Genomic DNA, 18350 nt, shown 5'->3' with positions numbered 1-18350 from the left:
GCCACGCCCGGAGCCCGTCCCGCGGGCCGACGACACCGACCGCGGTCGGAACACGGCCCACACACGAGGGCACCGACGCGTACGAGTGCCGTCCCGTCGGCGACGGGGCATCGACCGCGTTCTGGAGACCGTCCCGTCAACCGGCGATGCCGGCCGTGTTCCGGGGCCGTCCCGTAACGCGGCGGCGCCGGTCGCGTTGGGAGGTCACCCCACCGGTGATGGGGTCTCGGATGTCTTCGGGCTGTGCTCGGCCGGCTTGGTGGGTGTCGGGTGGTCTGGGCGTCGTAGGAGCAGCGTTCCTACGACGGCTGCCAGGAGTGTCAGGACGGCGGCGACGGTGAGGCAGAGCTGGAGGCCGTCGAGGAAGGCGTCGGAGAGGGCGGTCAGCACGCGGGGCGTGTCCGCGCCGAGGTTCATTCCGGCGACGGCGCCTATGCCGTCGTGGTCGGCGACGTCGGCGACCTGCCGGACGGTCGCTCCGGTGAGGCCCGCGTCGGTGAGGTGGCCGGGGAGGGCGTCGACCGCCTTGGCCGACAGCAGGGCGCCGAGGATCGCGGGGCCCAGCGCGCCGCCGACCTGGCGGAAGGCGTTGTTGCCGGCGGCGGCCATGCCGGCCTGGTGGTACGGCACCGAGCTGACCGCGGTGGCGGTCATCGGGGTGATGACGAAGGCCAGTCCGAGGCCGAGCAGCGCCAGCCGCCAGGCCAGTGACCCGAAGGACGTGTGCGCGTCGATGCCGGTGAGGGAGAGCAGAGCGACGGAGGTGACGAGGAGGCCGCCGGGGATGAGCAGCCGCGACGAGACCCGGTGGACCAGGCGGCCTACGGGGGCGCCGAGCGCGAGCGGGACCACCGTGACCGTCAGCAGCCGCCAGGCCGCGTCGAGCGTGGACAGATGCTGGACCATGCCGAAGTAGAGGCTGAGGGCGAAGAAGAACCCGATCAGGCCGAGGAAACTGATCATGGCGATCAGCGTGGTGGCGGTGAAGGCCGGGCTGCGGAACAAAGAGAGGTCGAGCATGGGGTCGGCGCTGGAGCGTTCCACCAGGACGAACGCGACGGCTGCGACCGCGGCGGTCGACAGGGCGACCATCACCTTGGGTTCGGTGAAGGACGTGGCGCCGCCCTCGATGATCCCGTAGACGAGGGCGGTGATGGCCAGTGCGGCGGTGGTCTGGCCCGGCCAGTCCAGTCGGCGCGAGCCCGGGGCGCGGGAGTCGGTCAGCAGCCTGGCCGCGCAGACCGCGGCGAGGAGCGAGGCCGGCACGGGCAGCAGGTAGATCCAGCGCCAGCCGAAGTGGTCGAGGACGACGCCGGCGATGAGCGGGCCCAGGGCGAGGGCGGCGGTGAGCGCGGTGGCCCACAGGCCGATGAACCTGCCGCGCTCGCGCGGATCGGGGACCGCGTGGCTGATCAGGGCGAGGGTGGTGGGCAGCAGCGCGGCCGAGCCCACGCCGGCCAGGGCCTGTCCGGCCCAGACGAGTTCGATGTTCTGTGCGCACAGCGCGACCAGGGCGCCGAGGCCGCTGAGGGCGAGGCCCGCCTGGTAGACCTTCTTGCGGCCGTGGGCGTCACCGAAGACCCCGGCGGTCAGGATGAGCGCGGCCATGGGCAGGACGAACGCGTCGGAGACCCAGGAGAGCTGGGCGGTGGAGGCGTCGAGGGCCCGCTGGATGGCGGGCAGGCTGACGGAGACGGTGGTCACCGGCAGATAGGCGACGAACACACCGACGCAGGCCATGACGAGCGTGGCGGCCCGTCGTTCCTGCGGTGCGTGTGCCGTGGTCGTGGCGTTCACGAGGGACTCTTCCTGAGGGCGCCGGAGCTACCGGGCGCGGAGCGACTGACGGCGCCCACCTTGAGTGCCGCCCGCCGCCCCCATCCAGCCACCGGCCGTCGATCGCCGGAAATCCGATATCCGGCACCCCTCAGGCACGGATCTTCGACATCGCCCTCAGTGCGTCACGGATCCCCCACCGACCGCGCGCAGCACGAACGGCAGCAGCCGGTCCGCCGCCGCCAGCGCCGTGGCCTCGGCGATCTCGTGAGGCGGCTGCGGGGCGAGGGTGAACAGGCTCACCACCGGGCCGATCACCAGGTCACCGGCCAGCTCGCGGTCGTCGAGCGGCGGGATCTCACCCCGTACGACGGCACGCTCCACGAGCACGTCCACCCGCTCCCGCACCGGTGCCATCAGCGCCGCCGTGAGCGCTTCGGCCAGGGCGTCGTTGTGGGCGGCCTCACCGATCAGGGTGCGGATCAGCTGACCGCTGCGGCCGGTCAGCGCGACGGCCTTGTCCCGCAGCAGGTCGCGCAGGTCGCCTTCGAGCGTGCCGGTGTCGGGCTGGGCCCCGAGGTCCCCGGCGAAGGCGGCCACGGCGGCGATCACCAGGTCCTCCTTGGAGGACCAGCGGCGGTAAAGGGTGGCCGTGGAGACGCCGGCGCGGGCGGCCACCGCGGCCGTGGTCAGCCCGCCGTAGCCGCTCTCGGCCAGGACGGCGAGCGTGGCCTCCAGCAGGGCCCGGTCCCGCGAGGCGTCACGGGGCCGCCCCCGCTGCGGTACGACGTCAGTCACGCGTCAGCCCCGGGAGGTGCTCGGCGAGGTGGAAGGCGTGCAGGCGCTCGAACTCCTCGTGGGTGCAGCGGCCGTACGCGGGATGCGCGGCGTGGTCGCCGGTGTGGGCGGTGAACAGGGCGACGGCGTCCTCGAAGTCGGCGAGGGCGTCCGCCGCCGGCCGGTCCGCCGCCAGCGGCGGGGCACCGTCGATCTCCGCGCCCAGCGGGTGCTTCATCGCGCCGCGCCGCAGGAAGAGCCGTTTGGCGAGCGCGCCCGCCGTGGCCCGGAACAGGGCGGGCTTGAGGCGCGGGTAGCCGACGACGGAGTAGCGGACGGTCTGGGCGCAGTGCTGGAGCGTCTGGGAGAGGTTCCAGGGGCCGCCGGGGGGCAACAGCTCCCGCTCGGGGCGGTCGAGGGCGCCGCGGAGCAGCACGGCCGACGCCTGGAGGGCCGGGGGATTCGGGGAAGTGGCGGAGCGCTCGGGACTCATGGGCCACAGAATAAACCGAATACAGAAACGAAAAGCTTTCGTTTCGTTTATGCTCGCCCGCATGCCCTCCTCCACAGACCTGGCACGTCCCGCCACGGCGTCCGACACCGTCTCCCGTCTGAACGCCGCCTTCGCCACCGGCCTGACCCGCCCCCTGGCCTGGCGCAAGTCCCAACTCCGCGCCCTGCGGCGGATGTTGACCGAGCATGAGGAGGTGTTCGCGGCGGCCCTCCGCGCCGACCTCGGCAAGAGCCGTACGGAGGCGTACACCACCGAGATCGGGTTCCTGGTCAATGAGATCGACCACACCCTGCGCCATCTGGACCGGTGGCTGCGCCCGCGCCGGGTCGGCGTACCGCTCGCCCTGGCGCCGGCCCGGGCCCGCACCGTGCGCGAGCCACTGGGCACGGTACTGATCATCAGCCCGTGGAACTATCCGCTGCAACTGGCCCTGGCCCCGCTGGTCGGCGCGCTCGCCGCGGGCAACTGCGCGGTCGTCAAACCGAGCGAACTGGCCCCGGCGACCTCGGCCGCCCTCGCACAGTGGCTGCCCCGGGTACTGAACCCGGAGGCCGTCGCCGTCGTAGAAGGGGGCGTGGCGGAGACGACAGCCTTGCTGGAGCAGCAGTTCGACCATGTGTTCTACACCGGCAACGGCACGGTGGGACGCATCGTGATGGCCGCTGCCGCCCGGCATCTCACCCCGGTCACCCTCGAACTCGGCGGCAAGAGCCCCGTCGTGGTCGAACCGGGCACCGATCCGACCGCGGTCGCCCGCCGTATCGCCTGGGGCAAGTTCATGAACGCCGGGCAGACATGTGTCGCGCCCGACTACGTCCTGGCCGTCGGCGACACGGCCGACGGCCTGGAGGAGGCGCTGGGCGCCGCGATCCGGGAGATGTACGGCCCGGACCCGGCCACGAGCGAGGACTACGGCCGGATCGTCAACGAGCGGCACTTCGACCGGCTCGCCGCGCTGCCCGCCGGCGGCCGGGTCGTGGTCGGCGGTGCACACGACCGCTCCCGGCTCTACTTCGCGCCCACCGTCCTCGCCGACGTCGACCTCGACTCCCCCGTGATGCGCGAGGAGATCTTCGGGCCGATCCTGCCCGTCGTCCGGGTCCCCGACCTCACCGCGGCGATCTCGTTCATCACCGCGCGCGAAAAGCCGCTCGCGCTCTACGCGTTCACCGCCTCCGCCGCGTCCAAGCGCAGGCTGACGGCGGAAACCTCCTCCGGCGCCCTGGCGTTCGGGGTGCCCAACGCCCATCTCGCCGTACCCGGGCTGCCGTTCGGTGGGGTCGGGGAGAGCGGTCTTGGCCGCTACCACGGGACGCACTCCATCGACACGTTCAGCCATCTCAAGGCCGTACTCGACAAGCCGCGGCTGCCGGACACCCTGCGGCTGGCGTATCCGCCGTTCACCCGCGGCAAGGACCGGATCCTGCGCCGGTTCACCTGACCCCATCACGAAAGGCCTTCACGCACGTGAGAACAGCAAGCCGGGCCCGGTTATCCATGCAGAACTGGCGCATGGCGAAACGCCTGTACGTCGTCCTCCTCATACCGGTGCTGGTCGCGCTGTCCCTCGGGGCCTTCCGGGTGAAGCGCTCGGTGGACACGCTCCAGGACGCCGAGGACGCCGTGCGGGTCGCCCAACTGGTGCAGACGGCCAACAAGTACGCGAGTGACGTCATCAACGAACGGGACGTGTCGGTGGTCCCGCTGCTCCAGGGGAAGCGGTCGGACGCCGCGATCACGAAGGCCCGGGCGATCACCGACCAGGACCGCGAGGACTTCGACGCGGCGGTGGCGAACATGCCGCGCTCGGCCCGGCTGCTCCAGCGGGTCGCGGCGGTCCGCACCGGCGAGAAGGCCCTGACGGAGTTGCGTGAGGACGCCTTCACGGACAAGCTGCCCGGCGTCCAGACGGAGGAGAAATACCACCTGGTCCAGCATCCCCTGATGGAGCTCTCGAACGAGCTGGGCTTCGGCAGCAGCAACCAGGCCAGCTTCGGCCGTACGCTCTACGCCATTTCGCTGACCCAGGCCGCCGAGTCGCTGACCCGGGCGATCGGCCAGCGCGTCCTGGTCGAGGACCGCGAGAAGCAGGCGGACGGTGAACTGGCCGTACAGCTGGCCACGTTCCGTTCCTACGCCTACCTCCAGCAGGTCGCGCTCCAGGAGTTCGCCGGCGCCGGCACCACCGAGGACATGAACCGGCTCGACGACGCCATGGCCGCCGCGCGGGCGAAAGGCAAGGCGCTCACGGCCACGGCGGCACAGCAGGCGGCGGACGCGGGAAAGACGTTCGTCGCCCCGCCGCCGCTGGCGGAGATGATCGACGAGATCTCGTCGGGCGCCTCGGCCGAGCAGCTGGCGGCCGACGGCATCACCGCGGAGTCCTACTTCACCGCCTCCACGCTTGCCTTCGACGCCTACCGCAGCGTCGAGGTGCAGCTGACGGACACCGCGCTCGCCAAGGCGGAGGGGATCTCCGACGACGCCCGACGGGACGCGGTCGTCAACTCCTCGGTCGTCGTCGCCGCGGTCGTGCTCGCCTTTCTGCTGGCCGCGTGGGTCGCGCGCTCGATGACCGGCAGCATGCGCCGGCTGCGCGGTGCCGCCCTGGACATCGCCCAGAAGCAACTGCCCGCGCTGGTCGACAAGTTGTCCCAGCCCCGCCCGCATCCGGTGGACACGCGGGTCACCCCCATCCCCATCGCCACCCGGGACGAGATCGGCGAGGTCGCCAGGGCCTTCGACCAGGTCCATCGCGAGGCGGTCCAACTCGCCGCCGAGCAGGCCCTGTTGCGCGGCAACATCAGCACCATCTTCACCAGCCTCTCGCGCCGCTCCGAGGCGCTGGTGGAGGGCCAGCTGCATCTGCTGACCGACCTGGAGAAGCACGAGGCCGACCCCGACCAGCTGGAGAACCTGTTCCGCCTGGACCATCTGGCGACGCGCATGCGCCGCAACGGCGAGAACCTGCTCGTGCTCGCCGGGGAGGAGCCCCGGCACCGCTGGGACCAGCCGATGCCGCTGATCGACACGGTGCGGGCCGCCGCGTCCGAGGTCGAGCAGTACGAACGGATCCAGATCTCCGGCATCCCCGAGACCCTGGTCCACGCGCGTGCCGCCAGCGACCTCGTGCATCTGCTGGCCGAACTGCTGGAGAACGCGACCACGTTCTCCTCCCCGCGCAGCGCGGTACGCGTCACCGCCGCCCAGCTCCCGGACGGCCGCGCCATGGTGGAGATCCACGACGAGGGGGTCGGCCTCACCCCGCAGGACTTCGCCGACCTCAACCGCAAACTCGCCGACCCGCCGACCGTGGACTCGGCGATCTCCCAGCGCATGGGGCTGTTCGTGGTGGGCCGTCTCGCGGAACGGCACGGCATCCGCGTCCAGTTGCGCCCCGCCCGGGCGCAGTCCGGCGCCATCGCGCTGGTCATGCTGCCGTACACCACGCTGGCGGACGAGGGAGCACCCTCGTACAGCACCTTCTGAGGTGCCTCCACAAACGCGAGCCCATTCACGGGGTGGATGCGGTGGATACGGGATTCGGATCGCGGGAGGGATGGCGGTGGGCGGGCCAGGCCGCTCATAGTCGTCGCTACCCGCACCCCGCCGTCCGGCCCGGCCACCGCCGCCCGCGCAGGTGCGGACGTCCCCCGCATGCCGTGCGCCGCGTCGGCGCCTCGCCCGGCATGCCCGCTCCCGCACCCCTCCCCTGGAGTCGCCATGCCCGGTTCCGTGCCCCCGTCCCCCACCGTGACGGACGACGCCGCCGTGTCGCCCGTCACCGTCTCGGGCCCGGCCCATCTGCTGCGCGTGACGCTGCTCATGGCGGGCAGCTGTCTGCCGATCCTGGGGGCGGTGCTGATCGCCCCGGTGCTGCCGAAGATGCAGGACCACTTCGCGTCGGTGCCCGGCGCCAAGGCGCTGGTGCCGCTGGCGCTGACCGTCCCGGCGCTGGCGCTCGCGCTGCTCGCACCGTTCGCCGGGGTGATCGTGGACCGGCTGGGCCGCAGACGGCTGCTGATCGTGGCGACCGTGCTGTACGCCGGGTTCGGCACGGCGCCGCTGTGGCTGGAGTCCCTCGGCGCGATCATCGCGAGCCGGGCGCTGGTCGGGGTCGCCGAAGCCGCGATCATGACGTGCTGCACCACGCTGATCGGCGACTACTACAGCGGGCAGCGGCGCGTGAGGTACCTCGCCCTTCAGACCATGTGCGCCTCCGCGTCGGCCACCGTCTTCTTCGTGCTCGGCGGGGCCGCCGGGTCGGCGGGGTGGCGGGTGCCGTTCTGGGTGTACGCGGTGAGCCTGGTGCTGGCGCCGCTGATGGCCTCGGCGCTGCCGGCGCCGGTGACGAGTGGATCGGCAGCGGTCGTCGAACCCCGACGCGCCTTTCCCTGGCGGCAGTTGGGCGGCGTCTGCGCGCTCACCTTCTTCGGGGCGATGGTCTTCTACACCGTGCCGGTCGAGATGTCGTACCTGCTCGACGATCTCGGCGTCGAGAGCTCCGGGGTGATCGGCCTGGCCACCGCGGTCGCCAGCGCTGCCACGATGGGCGGGGCGGTGGTCTTCGCGCGGCTGAGGCGTGCGCCCGAGCCCTTGCTGCCCGTGGCGCTGGCGGTGTGCGCGGCCGGCTTCGGGGTGATGTCCGTGGCCGGGAACGCGGCGCTGCTGGTGATCGGGGCGGTGATCAACTGCGTCGGCACCGGGATGCTGCTGCCGGCCCTGCTGACCAGTGCGATGTCCCGGCTGGCCTTCGCGGACCGGGGGCGCGGGACGGGGCTGTGGCTGGCCGCGTTCTTCGGCGGGGAGTTCGTCTGTCCGCTGGTGCTGCTGGCCGGGGAGGCCGTGGTGGGGAGCCTGGCGGGGGCGGTGGGGGTGTTGGGGGTTGCCGCGGGCGGTGTCGGTGTGGGTCTCATGGGTCGTCGTCCGACTGCGGGCCGTCGTGGTTGGTCGCGCAGTTCCCCGCGCCCCTAGGGAGTCGCTGTCAGCGTCTCCCCCACCTCCTCCGCCTTCCGTCGCAGCCAGATGTGCGCCGCGTCCTGCGTGTGCACCGGGTGCCACCACATCGCCTGGCCCACCGGGACCGCCTCGAAGGGACAGGGCAGGACGCGTACCGCCGCGGAGCGGACCGCCCTGCGGGCCAGGCGTTCCTGGATCATCGCGATCCTGCGGGTGCCCTCGACCATGTGCGGGAGCAGCTGGAAGGTCTGCACGGACACCTCCACCCGCGGGCTGATGCCGAGCATGCTGAGCTGGCGGGCCACGGGGGCGTCGTACGGGCGCTGGTACACGGCCCAGGGCAGCCGGGCGAGGTCGTCGAGGGTGAGCTCGTGGCCGACATCGGGGTGGTCGTCGGCCAGCAGGCACAGCCAGCGGTCCTGGTAGAGGTCGACCGCGGGGAAGCCGTCGATGACACCGTGCGGCATCAGCAGGCCGTCGACGGTGCTGAGCACGGCCGCCGTGTTCTCGACCACCGAGGGCGCCGGGTGCTGGAAGGTGAGCCGGACGCCGGGTGCCTCCTCGTGCATCGCGCGGGCCAGTGAGGCTCCGAAGACGGCCGCGCCGTAGTCCGAGGCGAGCAGCGTGAACTCGCGGGTCTCGGCCGCCGGGTCGAAGTCGGCCTGGCTGGAGAAGAGGCGTTCCAGCAGGTCACAGGCGCTGGCGCTGCGGTCGCGCAGGGCGACGCCGAGCGGGGTCAGCTCGTAGGCGTTCCCGGTCCGGGCGAGCAGTTCGTCGTCGAAATGCCGGCGCAGCCGGGACAGCGCGGCGCTCATCGCGGGCTGGCTGAGCCCGACCCGCTCGCCGGCCCGGGTGACGTTGCGCTCCTCCAGCAGAGCGCGCAGGGCGACGACGAGGTTGAGGTCGAGTCGGGACAGGTTCACCGGGCACCACCTGGGACGTTCAGGGCGGTCCATGGAAGGGCTATCCATGGCGTGGATGCGGCTCATCCGCAGGATCGATTTCCGTGATTGGCCGATCGAGGTCAGAGTAGACCGCATCCCAGCAGGAGGAAATCTGATGTCAACGCTCGCGCAACCTGCCGGCCCCTTCGCCCTCGGCACGTTCTCCGCTCCGGACGGGGCTCCCTTCCCCGGCCTTCTGGCCCGGGAGCGGGTGCTCGACCTGAGCCGGGCCCTGGCCTGGGCGCCGTCCGACGTGCGTGCCGTGGTGGAGCGGTGGGAGGAGGCCCTGCCCCTGCTGCACCGTCTCGCGGACGCCGACACCCTCGACCGGCTGCCGCTGGCGGGTCTGCGTGTGCACGCCCCGCTGGAGCCCCGGCAGATCTTCCAGTCCGGCGCCAACTACCGGCAGCACGTGATCGACCTGGAGGTTGCCCACCGCTCCCCCGACGACCCGCGCACGGTCGAGGAGGCCCGCGCGGAGATCGCCGCGATCATGGACCGCCGGGCCGCCGAGGACCTGCCGTACGTCTTCATCGGCCTGCCGAGCACGATCGCGGGGCCCTACGACGACATCGTCCTCCCGCAGTGGGCCGAGCAGCCCGACTGGGAGCTGGAGCTGGCGGCCGTGATCGCCAGGCCCGCGTACCGGGTGCCGGTCGAGGAGGCACTGGAGTATGTCGCCGGGTATACGATCGCCAACGATCTCACCGACCGGGCGACCGTGTTCCGCCGGGACATGAAGGCCATCGGCACGGACTGGCTGCGCTGCAAGAACGCGCCCGGATTCACACCGCTGGGCCCCTGGCTGGTGCCGGCCAGGTCGATCGCCGACCCGGGTGATCTGCGGGTGACCCTCAAGCTCAACGGCGACACCATGCAGGACGAGTCCACCAAGGACATGCTCTTCGGCGTCGCCCGGCTGGTGTCGTACATCTCGCAGACCTCCCGACTCCTGCCCGGCGACCTGGTGTTGACGGGCAGCCCGGCCGGAAACGGCATCCACTGGGGGCGGTTGCTGCGCGACGGCGACGTCATGGAGGGCTCGATCACCGGTCTCGGTGCGCAGCGCACCCGATGTGTCGAGGAGACCGGGTGAACCGGCACGACCCCGAGGGCGCGATCGCCGAGGCCGCCAAGGAGTTCTCGAACTGGGGGCGTTGGGGTGCGGACGACGTCCTCGGCACCCTCAATTTCCTCGACGAGGCCAAGCGGCGTGAGGGGGCCGCCCTGGTCCGCCGGGGTGTGAGCTTCTCGCTGTCGCAGCGCTTCGACATGAACGGCCCGCAGAAGGGCTGGCGGCGCCGGACCAACCCCGTCCACACCATGCTGGACACCGGCACCGACGCCGCCCTCGGCAACCAGGGCTTCCCGCACGGCATCGGCGGCGCCGACGACGTGATCGCGATGCCGTTGCAGTGCTCGACCCAGTGGGACGGGCTCGGGCACATCTTCGACCACGGCAGGGCGTGGAACGGGCGGGCGGCCGAGAAGGTCGTCACCTCCGACGGCGACCTCGTCACCGGCATCGAGCACATGGCGCCGTACGTCGCCGGGCGCGGCGTCCTGCTGGACGTCGGTCACGTCTGGGGCACCGAGGGCGAGTTGCCGGACTCCTTCGCCGTCACGGAGGAGCATCTCACCGCGACCGCCGAGGCCCACGGGGTGACCGTCGGCCGCGGTGACCTCGTTCTCGTACGGACCGGACAGCTCGCCCGCGTCAGGCGCGACGGCTGGGGCGACTACGCGGGCGGGCCCGCACCCGGCCTCTCCTTCACCAGCGCCGGCTGGCTGCACCGCACCGAGATCGCCGCGATCGCCACCGACACCTGGGGGTTCGAGGTGCGGCCCAACGAGTTCGAGAACGCCTTCCAGCCGCTGCACCAGGTCGTCATCCCCAACATGGGCCTGCTGGTCGGTGAGATGTGGGATCTCGACGCGCTCGCGGCGGACTGTGCCGACGACGGCGTGTACGAGTTCTGGCTCACCGCCGCCCCGCTCCCCATCACCGGCGCCGTCGGCTCCCCCGTGAACCCGATCGCCATCAAGTAGCTCCGCTCGCCCTCCATTTGACCCCGCCGCCCGAAGTCGCGCGGCCCCACCCGGGAGGTATCCCCGACATGGCTGACAGCCTCGCCCCCTCTGTCCTCATCATCGGCGGAGGCACCTCCGGAAACGCCCTGACGGTACTGCTGCGCCGGGCCGGGATCGGCGTCGACCTCGTCGAGGCGAGCCCCGACTGGAAGGCGGCCGCCGGCTCGGGCATCACCCTTCAGGGCAACGCCCTGCGGGTACTGCGCGAGGTCGGTGTCCTCGACACCATCGTCAAGGAGGGGTACAAGGCCGAGGGCGTCGCCCTCCTCGCCCCCGACGGAACCGTGCTGGCCGCCCACGAGGAACTGCGCACCGGCGGCGACGACCTGCCCGCCCACATCGGCATGCAGCGCCCCCGGCTGCAACAACTCCTGATCGACGAGGCCCTCGCCTCGGGCGCCGACATCCGCCTCGGCACCACGGCCACCGCCTTCCAGCAGGACGCCGAGGGCGTGGACGTCACCTTCTCGGACGGCACGCGCCGCCGCTACGACCTCGTCGTCGGCGCCGACGGCCTCGGCTCCGCCACCCGCCGGATGATCGGCGTCACCGACGAGCCCCGGCCCACCGGGATGGGCATCTGGCGCGCCCCGGCGCCCCGGCCCACCGGGGTTCGCCGCACCGAGATGGTCTATGCCGGCCGGTGCTTCATCGCCGGGTACTGCCCGACCAGCGAGGACACGGTCTACGCGTACCTCGTCGAACCCGCCCGCGACCGGGCCTCGATCGACCCGGCGGACTTCGCCGACGAGATGCGGGCGCTCAGCGAGGGGTACGGCGGCGCGTGGGACGAGATCCGCGAGGCGCTGACCGATCCGACGGTCGTCAACTACACCTGGTTCGACCGGCACTTGGTGGAGGGGCCGTGGCACCGCGGCCGGGTCGTACTGGTCGGCGACGCCGCGCACTGCTGCCCGCCCACGCTCGCCCAGGGTGCCGCGATGTCCCTGGAGGACGCCCTGGTCCTCGCCGAGCTGCTGACCCGCCTGGACGACTGGGCCGCCGAGCCCCTCGACCGGCTCCTCACCGCCTACCACGCCCGGCGGCTGCCCCGGGTACGCCTGGTCGTCGACGCCTCCGTCCAGCTGGGCCAGTGGCTGCTGGACGGGGTGCGCGACGCGGACGTGCCCGGGCTGATGCACCGCACCATGACGGCCCTCAAGGACCTCCCGTGACCACGCCCGCCCCTCCGCCGCCGACTCCGAACCCAGCTCGGGCTCCCCGCCCGGCCTCGGCTTCGTCACCGCCCCCGGCCCCGGCCCCGACGATCGATGTCCACGCCCACCTCGTCCTCCCGGAGATCGAGGAGGCCGCCGCCGGCCACCCCGGTCCCGGTCTCGCCGAGGCCCGCGCCCTGGACGCCCGCCGCAACGGCCCCGCGGCCCTCGCGGTGAACGGCCCCATGGTCGGCGCCCGCATCCCGCGGCTGACGGACGCCGCCGTGCGCCTGGCGGCGATGGACGCACAGGGCGTGGACATCCAGCTGGTCAGCCCCTCCCCCTCGCACTACCACTACTGGGCCGAGCCCGAACTGGCCGCGACCATCGGCAGGTTGGCGAACACCGGCACCGCCGAACACTGCGCCAAGGCCCCCGAGCGTCTCTACGGCCTCGGACTCGTCCCGCTCCAACACCCGGATCTCGCCGTCGAGTTGCTCGACCACGCACGGGAACTGGGCCTCCGGGGCGTCGAGATCTCCTCGCACGCCCCCGGCCGCGAACTGTCGGACCCGGCGTACGCGCCGTTCTGGTCCCGGGCCGAGCAGACCGGTGCCCTCGTCTTCCTGCACCCCTTCGGCTGCACGCTCGACGAGCGCCTCGACCGGTGGTACCTGTCCAACACCGTCGGCCAGCCCACCGAGAACGCCACCGCGCTCTCCCACCTGATCTTCTCCGGTGTCCTGGACCGCCATCCGGGGCTACGGCTGATCGCGGCGCACGGCGGCGGCTATCTGCCCACCCACATCGGCCGCTCCGACCACGCCTGGCGGGTCCGCCCCGACGCCCGGGGCTGCGCCCGGGAACCCAGCAGCTATCTGCGGCAGCTGTACTTCGACTCCCTCGTCCACGACCCGGCCGTGCTGCGCGCCCTCGTCGCCGCCGCGGGCGCCGACCGCGTCCTGCTCGGCTCCGACTTCCCCTTCGACATGGGCACGGACGATCCGCTGGGCGCGCTGCGCGCGGCAGGCCTGTCCGACGCCGACTTCGACGCCGTACGGGGCGGAACCGCGGCCGCCCTCCTCCGAAAGGACTGACACCATGCGTCTGCTCACCCACCTTCGGCACGTCGACCTCGCCGTGCCCGACTACGACAAGCAGCTCGACTTCTACGCCGGCGTCTGGGGCCTGACCAAGGTCGAAGAGGACTCCGGCATCGCCTTCCTGGCCGCCGAGGGCAGCCCCGAACGCTATGTGATCCGGCTGCGCAAGGCCGAGGAGAAGCGTCTCGACCTGGTCTCCTACGGGGCGGCTTCGGCTGCGGACGTGGACACGCTCGCCGAGCGACTCCTGGCCGGGGGCGTCCAGTTGATCGCCCAGCCGGGCAAGGTCGACACCCCCGGCGGCGGCTACGGCTTCCGCTTCTTCGACGTCGACGGGCGGACCATCGAGGTCTCGGCGGACGTCGAGGTCCGCCGGCACCGCCGGATCGAGGAGAAGGAGTCGATCCCGGTCAAGCTGTCGCACGTCGTCCTCAACTCCCCCGATCTGAACCGCACTCGGGAGTGGTACGAGACCCACCTCGGCTTCCGCCTCTCCGACACCCTGTCCTCACCCCACATGGGCGAGGTCATGCACTTCATGCGGATCAGCAACCAGCACCACTCCATGGCCATCGCGCAGGGCCCGCACACCGCGCTGCACCACGTGTCCTTCGAGATGCGCGGCATCGACGAGTACATGCGCGGCTCGGGCCGGGTGATGCGCTCCGGGGCCCGCAAGGTCTGGGGTCCTGGCCGGCACATGGCGGGCGACAACACGTTCACCTACTTCCTCGACCCGCACGGCAACACGGTGGAGTACACGACGGAGTTGGAGAACCTCGACGAGGACACCTGGCACCCGCACGTCTACGACTTCTCCCAGCCCGAGGTCACCGACCAGTGGGGCACCGCGAACCCGATGAACGAGCTGGTCGCCAAGGAGTCGTTCAACGACGTCGACCGCGGCTGCTTCGTCGCCCCGCCCGTCTGATCCCGCCCGCCCGATCCGAGCCGCCCCTCCGATCCGACCCGCCCGTCTGATCAGGCGGCGCCAGTCTGATCCGCCCCTCCCGACAGGACCCCTTCCATGCGTTTCGCCACCTACGAGTTCCGCGGCCGGCGGCATGTGGCCGTCGTCGAGACGGACGGCACGCTGTATCCGCTGCCCGCCGTGCGCTCCCTGACCGAGCTGCTGGCCGAGACGGGCGGTCTTGACCGGCTGCTCGACGCGGGCGCGGTGGCGCTCGACGTACCGCCCGGCCCCCAGGTGTCCGAGGTACGGCTGCTGGCGCCTCTCCAGCCGCCCACCGTGCGGGACTTCGTGACGTTCGAGGAGCATGTGGAGGGGGTGCGCCGGTCCATCGACGGGAACGCCGGTGTGCCGGAGCAGTGGTGGGCGGCGCCGACGTTCTACTTCACCAACCCCTATGCGGTGTACGGCCCTTACGACGACATCCCGGTGCCGCCCGGGTCGGCCGTTCTCGACTTCGAGCTCGAAGTCGCTGCCGTGATCGGCCGGGAGGGCCGCGACCTCACCCCGGAGCGGGCCCGTGAGCACATCGTCGGCTACACGGTCTTCAACGACTGGTCCGCCCGCGATCTCCAGTCCGCCGAGATGAAGGTCAACCTCGGCCCGTGCAAGGGCAAGGACACCGCCACCACGCTCGGCCCGTACCTGGTCACCGCCGACGAGATGGAGCGGTACCGCGACCCGGACGGCTTCCTGCGCCTCGCCCTCACCGCCTCGGTCAACGGTGAGGTGATCGGCGAGGACCTGCTGTCCAACATGAGCTGGACCTTCGAGGAGATGGTCGCCTACGCCTCGCGCGGCACCTGGGTGCGTCCCGGTGACGTCCTCGGCTCGGGCACCTGCGGCAACGGCGGCTGTCTTGCGGAGCTGTGGGGCGTCCGCGGCCGTCAGGATCCGCCGCCGCTGAAGCCGGGCGACACGGTCACCCTCGCCGTCGACGGCATCGGCACCGTCTCCAACACCGTCGTCGCGGGCGCCGCACCGGTGCCGCTGCCGACCGGTCGGCGGCGTGGCCGGGAGCGGCCGTGAAGCGGCTGCTGGGCAAGGTGGTCGTTGTCACCGGCGCCGCCCGTGGCCAGGGCGCGGCGGAGGCGGAGGCGCTCACCCGCGAGGGCGCCCGGGTCATCGCCACCGATGTGAGGGACGCCCCGGGCTGCCGCCGCCTCGACGACGCACTCCCCGAGGACTTCGCCCGCGTGCACGCCGTGAACGGCGCTGCGGGGCCTGTCGAAGGGGTCCGCCCTGGAGCTGGGCCCGCGTGGCATCCGGATCAACACGATCCACCCCGGGTTCATCGAGACGGAGATGACCGCGTCCGCCGCGCCCGCCTTCCGTGAAGCCAACATCCGTGAGACGCCCGTCGGTCGCACCGGAACCCGTCGACGAGATCACCCCGCTCGTCGTGTTCCTCCTCTCCGCCGAGTCGTCCTTCATCACCGGCGCCGAGATCCCGGTCGGCGGCGGTCTCACCGCGCACGGCGGGGTCAAGTCGCTGTCCGACGCACTGAAGTAGCTGGAACGGAAAGGCTTCATGGACAAGGTCCGTACGAGCGCCGCCGAGGCGGTCGCCGACATCCCCGACGGTGCGTCGCTGGCCGTAGGCGGCTTCGGCCTCAGCGGCGTCCCCGACGTACTCATCAGGGCCCTGCACGCCCAGGGCGCCCGCGGCCTGGAGGTCGTGTCGAACAACTGCGGCGTCGACGGCCTCGGCCTCGGCGTCCTGCTGGCGGACGGCCGGATCGCCCGCGTCACCGGCAGTTATGTGGGCGAGAACAAGGAGTTCGCCCGGCAGTACCTGTCCGGCGAGCTGGAAGTGGAGCTGGTGCCGCAGGGCACGCTGGCCGAACGGCTGCGGGCCGGCGGAGCGGGCATCCCCGCCTTCTACACCCCGGCGGGCGTGGGCACCCAGGTCGCCAACGGCGGCCTGCCCTGGCGTTACGCGCCCGACGGCTCGGTGGCCGTCGCCTCCCCGCCGAAGGAGATCCGCACCTTCCGGGGCCGCCCGCACGTCCTGGAGCACGGCATCACCACCGACTTCGCCCTGGTCCGGGCCTGGCGCGGCGACCGCCACGGCAACCTGGTGTTCCGCAAGTCGGCCGCGAACTTCAACCCGTTGGCCGCGACGGCGGGCGGGGTCACGATCGCCGAGGTCGAAGAGCTGGTGGAACCGGGCGAGTTGGACCCCGACGCGGTGCACGTCCCCGGCATCTTCGTCCAGCGGGTGGTGGAGTTGACGGCCGGTCAGGCCGGCGACAAGCGCATCGAGAAGAGGACCGTACGAGCATGAGCTGGACCCGCGACCAGATGGCCGCCCGCGCCGCCGCCGAACTCACCGACGGCTCCTACGTCAACCTCGGCATCGGTCTGCCCACCCTGATCCCCGGCCATCTCCCGCCCGGCGTCCAGGTCGTCCTGCACTCCGAGAACGGCATCCTCGGCACCGGCCCGTACCCGACGGAGGACGAGGTCGACCCGGATCTGATCAACGCGGGCAAGGAGACGGTCACCGTGCTGCCGGGTGCCGCGTTCTTCGACTCCGCACTGTCCTTCGGCATGATCCGGGGCGGCCACATCGACATCGCCGTGCTCGGCGCGATGCAGGTGTCGCAGAGCGGCGACCTCGCCAACTGGATGGTCCCCGGCAAGACGGTCAAGGGCATGGGCGGGGCGATGGACCTGGTCCACGGGGCCCGCCGGGTGATCGTGCTGATGGAGCACACCGCCAAGGACGGCAGCCCCAAGATCGTCAGGGAGTGCGCGCTGCCGCTCACCGGCGAGCGCTGTGTGCACCGGATCATCACCGACCTGGGCGTCCTCGACGTCACACCCGGCGGTCTGGTCCTCGTGGAGTGTGCGCCGGGCGCGAGCGCCGAGGACATCGCCGAACGGACGGACGCGCCGCTCGCCCGGGCCGCCACTCACGCCGCGGTGTAGCCCAACTGCCGTCTCATGAACGGGGTCATGAGGGTCTTCGCCTTGGCCAAGGTGGTGGTACGGCCGCCGAGGACCGCGCTCTCGCCGCCCGGTACCGGCAGCATGGTCACGCCGTCGGCCGGGCCGAACGGCACGATGAGCGGGGTGCGGTGGACCGCGCGGTAGGCGCGGGGCTTCTTGCCGTGTCTGCCTGAACTGCGCAGATAGGCACGGATGTTGTGGGCGGCGACCTCGGCCTGGGCGAGGGCCGCGGGGGTGACCTTGAGTTCGCCCACGTCGTTGACGTCGCCGACGGCGAACACGTCGGGGTACCCGTCGACCTGGAGGCCGGTGTCGACCTTGACGTGCCCGGTCCCGTTCAGCCAGGCGCCATGGCCCGCCAGCCGCAGCCACAGCGTGTTGGGTGTGGTGCCGGTCGCCCAGAAGGAGGCGTCCGCCTCGACGACGGTGCCGTGGGCGTCGCGGTAGGTGCCGAAGTCGTTGCCGGGGGACATGAAGGAGTCGAGGCGTACCTCCACGTCGTGCGCCTCCAGCCAGGCGCGGGCCTTCTGACCGGCGCGGGCGCTGCCGGTGGAGTGCAGCAGCTCGGGGCCGGAGTGGGCGAGGGTGACCCGGGCGTCGGGGCGGGCCAGGCGTATCTCGGCGCCGAGTTCGACACCCGAGGGACCGCCGCCGACGACGAGGATGTGCTGGGCGGTGGCGACCTTGCGCTGCTGTTCGCCGAACGACTTGGCGGCCTCCTCGGCGGTGGTGCCGGCGAAGCGCGCGGGTTCGGGGTAGTCGGCCCCGGTGGCGATGACCAGTACGTCGTACGGCAGGCGTTCACCGGTGGCCAGTCGGACCTCGCGCCCGGCGGTGTCGATGCGGACCGCCTTGCCGGTGACCACCCGGCCGTGGGTGAGCAGGCGGTCGTACGGGATGAAGGGCGTCGTCGTCCACTCCGGGCGCACGCCCGCCCGCAGCGAGGCGATGCGGTGGAAGAAGACCTCCTTGCGGTCGACGAGCGTGACCCGCGTCGTCGCGTCCAGTCGTTTCGCGAGGCGGACACCCGCGTAACCGCCGCCGATCACCACTACGTTGCCGTCGTGCACAACGGGTCTCCTGTGCCTGGTGGGGGGAATGAGC

16 protein-coding genes and 1 pseudogene are annotated in these 18350 nt (G+C 72.0%); 12 read left to right on the top strand and 5 right to left on the bottom strand.

All coding sequences use genetic code 11. From position 1 onward, the window contains the following. Window positions 1-204 precede the first annotated feature (204 nt). From OG866_RS37920 to OG866_RS37910, 3 genes are all read right to left on the bottom strand, one after another. Window positions 205-1740, bottom strand: coding sequence for an MFS transporter (locus tag OG866_RS37920; RefSeq protein WP_329344485.1), 1536 nt, complete (start codon window positions 1738-1740; stop codon window positions 205-207). 213 nt (window positions 1741-1953) lie between these two features. Further along, on the bottom strand, window positions 1954-2574 hold the full coding sequence (locus tag OG866_RS37915) for a TetR/AcrR family transcriptional regulator (RefSeq protein ID WP_329341845.1): 621 nt from the start codon (window positions 2572-2574) through the stop codon (window positions 1954-1956). After that, window positions 2567-3046 carry a DUF1569 domain-containing protein gene (locus OG866_RS37910; RefSeq protein WP_329341844.1) on the bottom strand — a complete coding sequence of 160 codons (480 nt, stop codon included), beginning with the start codon at window positions 3044-3046 and terminating at the stop codon, window positions 2567-2569. Before OG866_RS37910 ends, OG866_RS37915 begins: the two co-directional genes overlap by 8 nt. Before the next feature lie 61 nt (window positions 3047-3107). Between OG866_RS37910 and OG866_RS37905 the strand changes: the two genes are divergently transcribed. The 3 genes from OG866_RS37905 to OG866_RS37895 all read left to right on the top strand — a co-directional run bounded on the left by OG866_RS37905 (window position 3108) and on the right by OG866_RS37895 (window position 8041). After that, a complete protein-coding gene (locus tag OG866_RS37905; RefSeq protein ID WP_329341842.1) occupies window positions 3108-4508 on the top strand; it encodes an aldehyde dehydrogenase family protein in 1401 nt (466 codons plus the stop codon). Window positions 4509-4579: 71 nt separating this feature from the next. Next, window positions 4580-6556, top strand: coding sequence for a sensor histidine kinase (locus OG866_RS37900; RefSeq protein ID WP_329341841.1), 1977 nt, complete (start codon window positions 4580-4582; stop codon window positions 6554-6556). Window positions 6557-6790: 234 nt separating this feature from the next. Then, entirely contained in the window at window positions 6791-8041 is a 1251-nt protein-coding gene (locus OG866_RS37895) for an MFS transporter (RefSeq protein WP_329341840.1), read from the top strand. Here the strand turns inward: OG866_RS37895 and OG866_RS37890 are convergent. After that, the gene (locus OG866_RS37890) at window positions 8038-8949 is read right to left on the bottom strand and encodes a LysR family transcriptional regulator (RefSeq protein WP_329341839.1); all 912 of its coding nucleotides are present in this window, start codon (window positions 8947-8949) and stop codon (window positions 8038-8040) included. The genes OG866_RS37895 and OG866_RS37890 overlap by 4 nt on opposite strands. 136 nt (window positions 8950-9085) lie before the next feature. Here OG866_RS37890 and OG866_RS37885 point away from each other — a divergent pair, with 136 nt between their 5' ends. The 9 genes and pseudogenes from OG866_RS37885 to OG866_RS37845 all read left to right on the top strand — a co-directional run bounded on the left by OG866_RS37885 (window position 9086) and on the right by OG866_RS37845 (window position 17225). Next, window positions 9086-10066, top strand: a complete 981-nt coding sequence (locus OG866_RS37885; protein ID WP_329341838.1) for a fumarylacetoacetate hydrolase family protein — start codon at window positions 9086-9088, stop codon at window positions 10064-10066. Then, a complete protein-coding gene (locus OG866_RS37880; protein ID WP_329341836.1) occupies window positions 10063-11019 on the top strand; it encodes a cyclase family protein in 957 nt (318 codons plus the stop codon). Before OG866_RS37885 ends, OG866_RS37880 begins: the two co-directional genes overlap by 4 nt. A gap of 68 nt (window positions 11020-11087) precedes the next feature. Then, window positions 11088-12236, top strand: coding sequence for an FAD-dependent oxidoreductase (locus tag OG866_RS37875; protein ID WP_329341834.1), 1149 nt, complete (start codon window positions 11088-11090; stop codon window positions 12234-12236). Window positions 12237-12328: 92 nt separating this feature from the next. Beyond that, window positions 12329-13315, top strand: coding sequence for an amidohydrolase family protein (locus tag OG866_RS37870; protein ID WP_329344483.1), 987 nt, complete (start codon window positions 12329-12331; stop codon window positions 13313-13315). A gap of 4 nt (window positions 13316-13319) precedes the next feature. After that, on the top strand, window positions 13320-14252 hold the full coding sequence (locus tag OG866_RS37865) for a VOC family protein (protein ID WP_329341832.1): 933 nt from the start codon (window positions 13320-13322) through the stop codon (window positions 14250-14252). Between the two features lie 96 nt (window positions 14253-14348). After that, window positions 14349-15320: a fumarylacetoacetate hydrolase family protein gene (locus OG866_RS37860; RefSeq protein WP_329341830.1), complete on the top strand. Its 972-nt coding sequence runs from the start codon at window positions 14349-14351 to the stop codon at window positions 15318-15320. Beyond that, window positions 15317-15804, top strand: a pseudogene (locus OG866_RS37855) (SDR family NAD(P)-dependent oxidoreductase). Before OG866_RS37860 ends, OG866_RS37855 begins: the two are co-directional and overlap by 4 nt. An 18-nt stretch (window positions 15805-15822) precedes the next feature. After that, on the top strand, window positions 15823-16578 hold the full coding sequence (locus OG866_RS37850; protein WP_329341829.1) for a CoA transferase subunit A: 756 nt from the start codon (window positions 15823-15825) through the stop codon (window positions 16576-16578). Then, entirely contained in the window at window positions 16575-17225 is a 651-nt protein-coding gene (locus OG866_RS37845) for a CoA transferase subunit B (RefSeq protein WP_329341828.1), read from the top strand. Before OG866_RS37850 ends, OG866_RS37845 begins: the two co-directional genes overlap by 4 nt. On the opposite strand, the gene OG866_RS37840 is transcribed toward OG866_RS37845, so the two are convergent. Continuing rightward, window positions 17210-18316, bottom strand: a complete 1107-nt coding sequence (locus OG866_RS37840) for an NAD(P)/FAD-dependent oxidoreductase (protein WP_329341827.1) — start codon at window positions 18314-18316, stop codon at window positions 17210-17212. The two genes, OG866_RS37845 and OG866_RS37840, sit on opposite strands and share 16 nt — an antisense overlap. Window positions 18317-18350: the final 34 nt, after the last annotated feature.

Origin of the sequence: Streptomyces sp. NBC_00663 (genome assembly GCF_036226885.1) — a bacterium.
GTDB lineage: Bacteria > Actinomycetota > Actinomycetes > Streptomycetales > Streptomycetaceae > Streptomyces.
The sequence above is the reverse complement of the archived record's forward strand: the minus strand, read 5'-3'. Positions and strand labels throughout refer to the sequence as shown.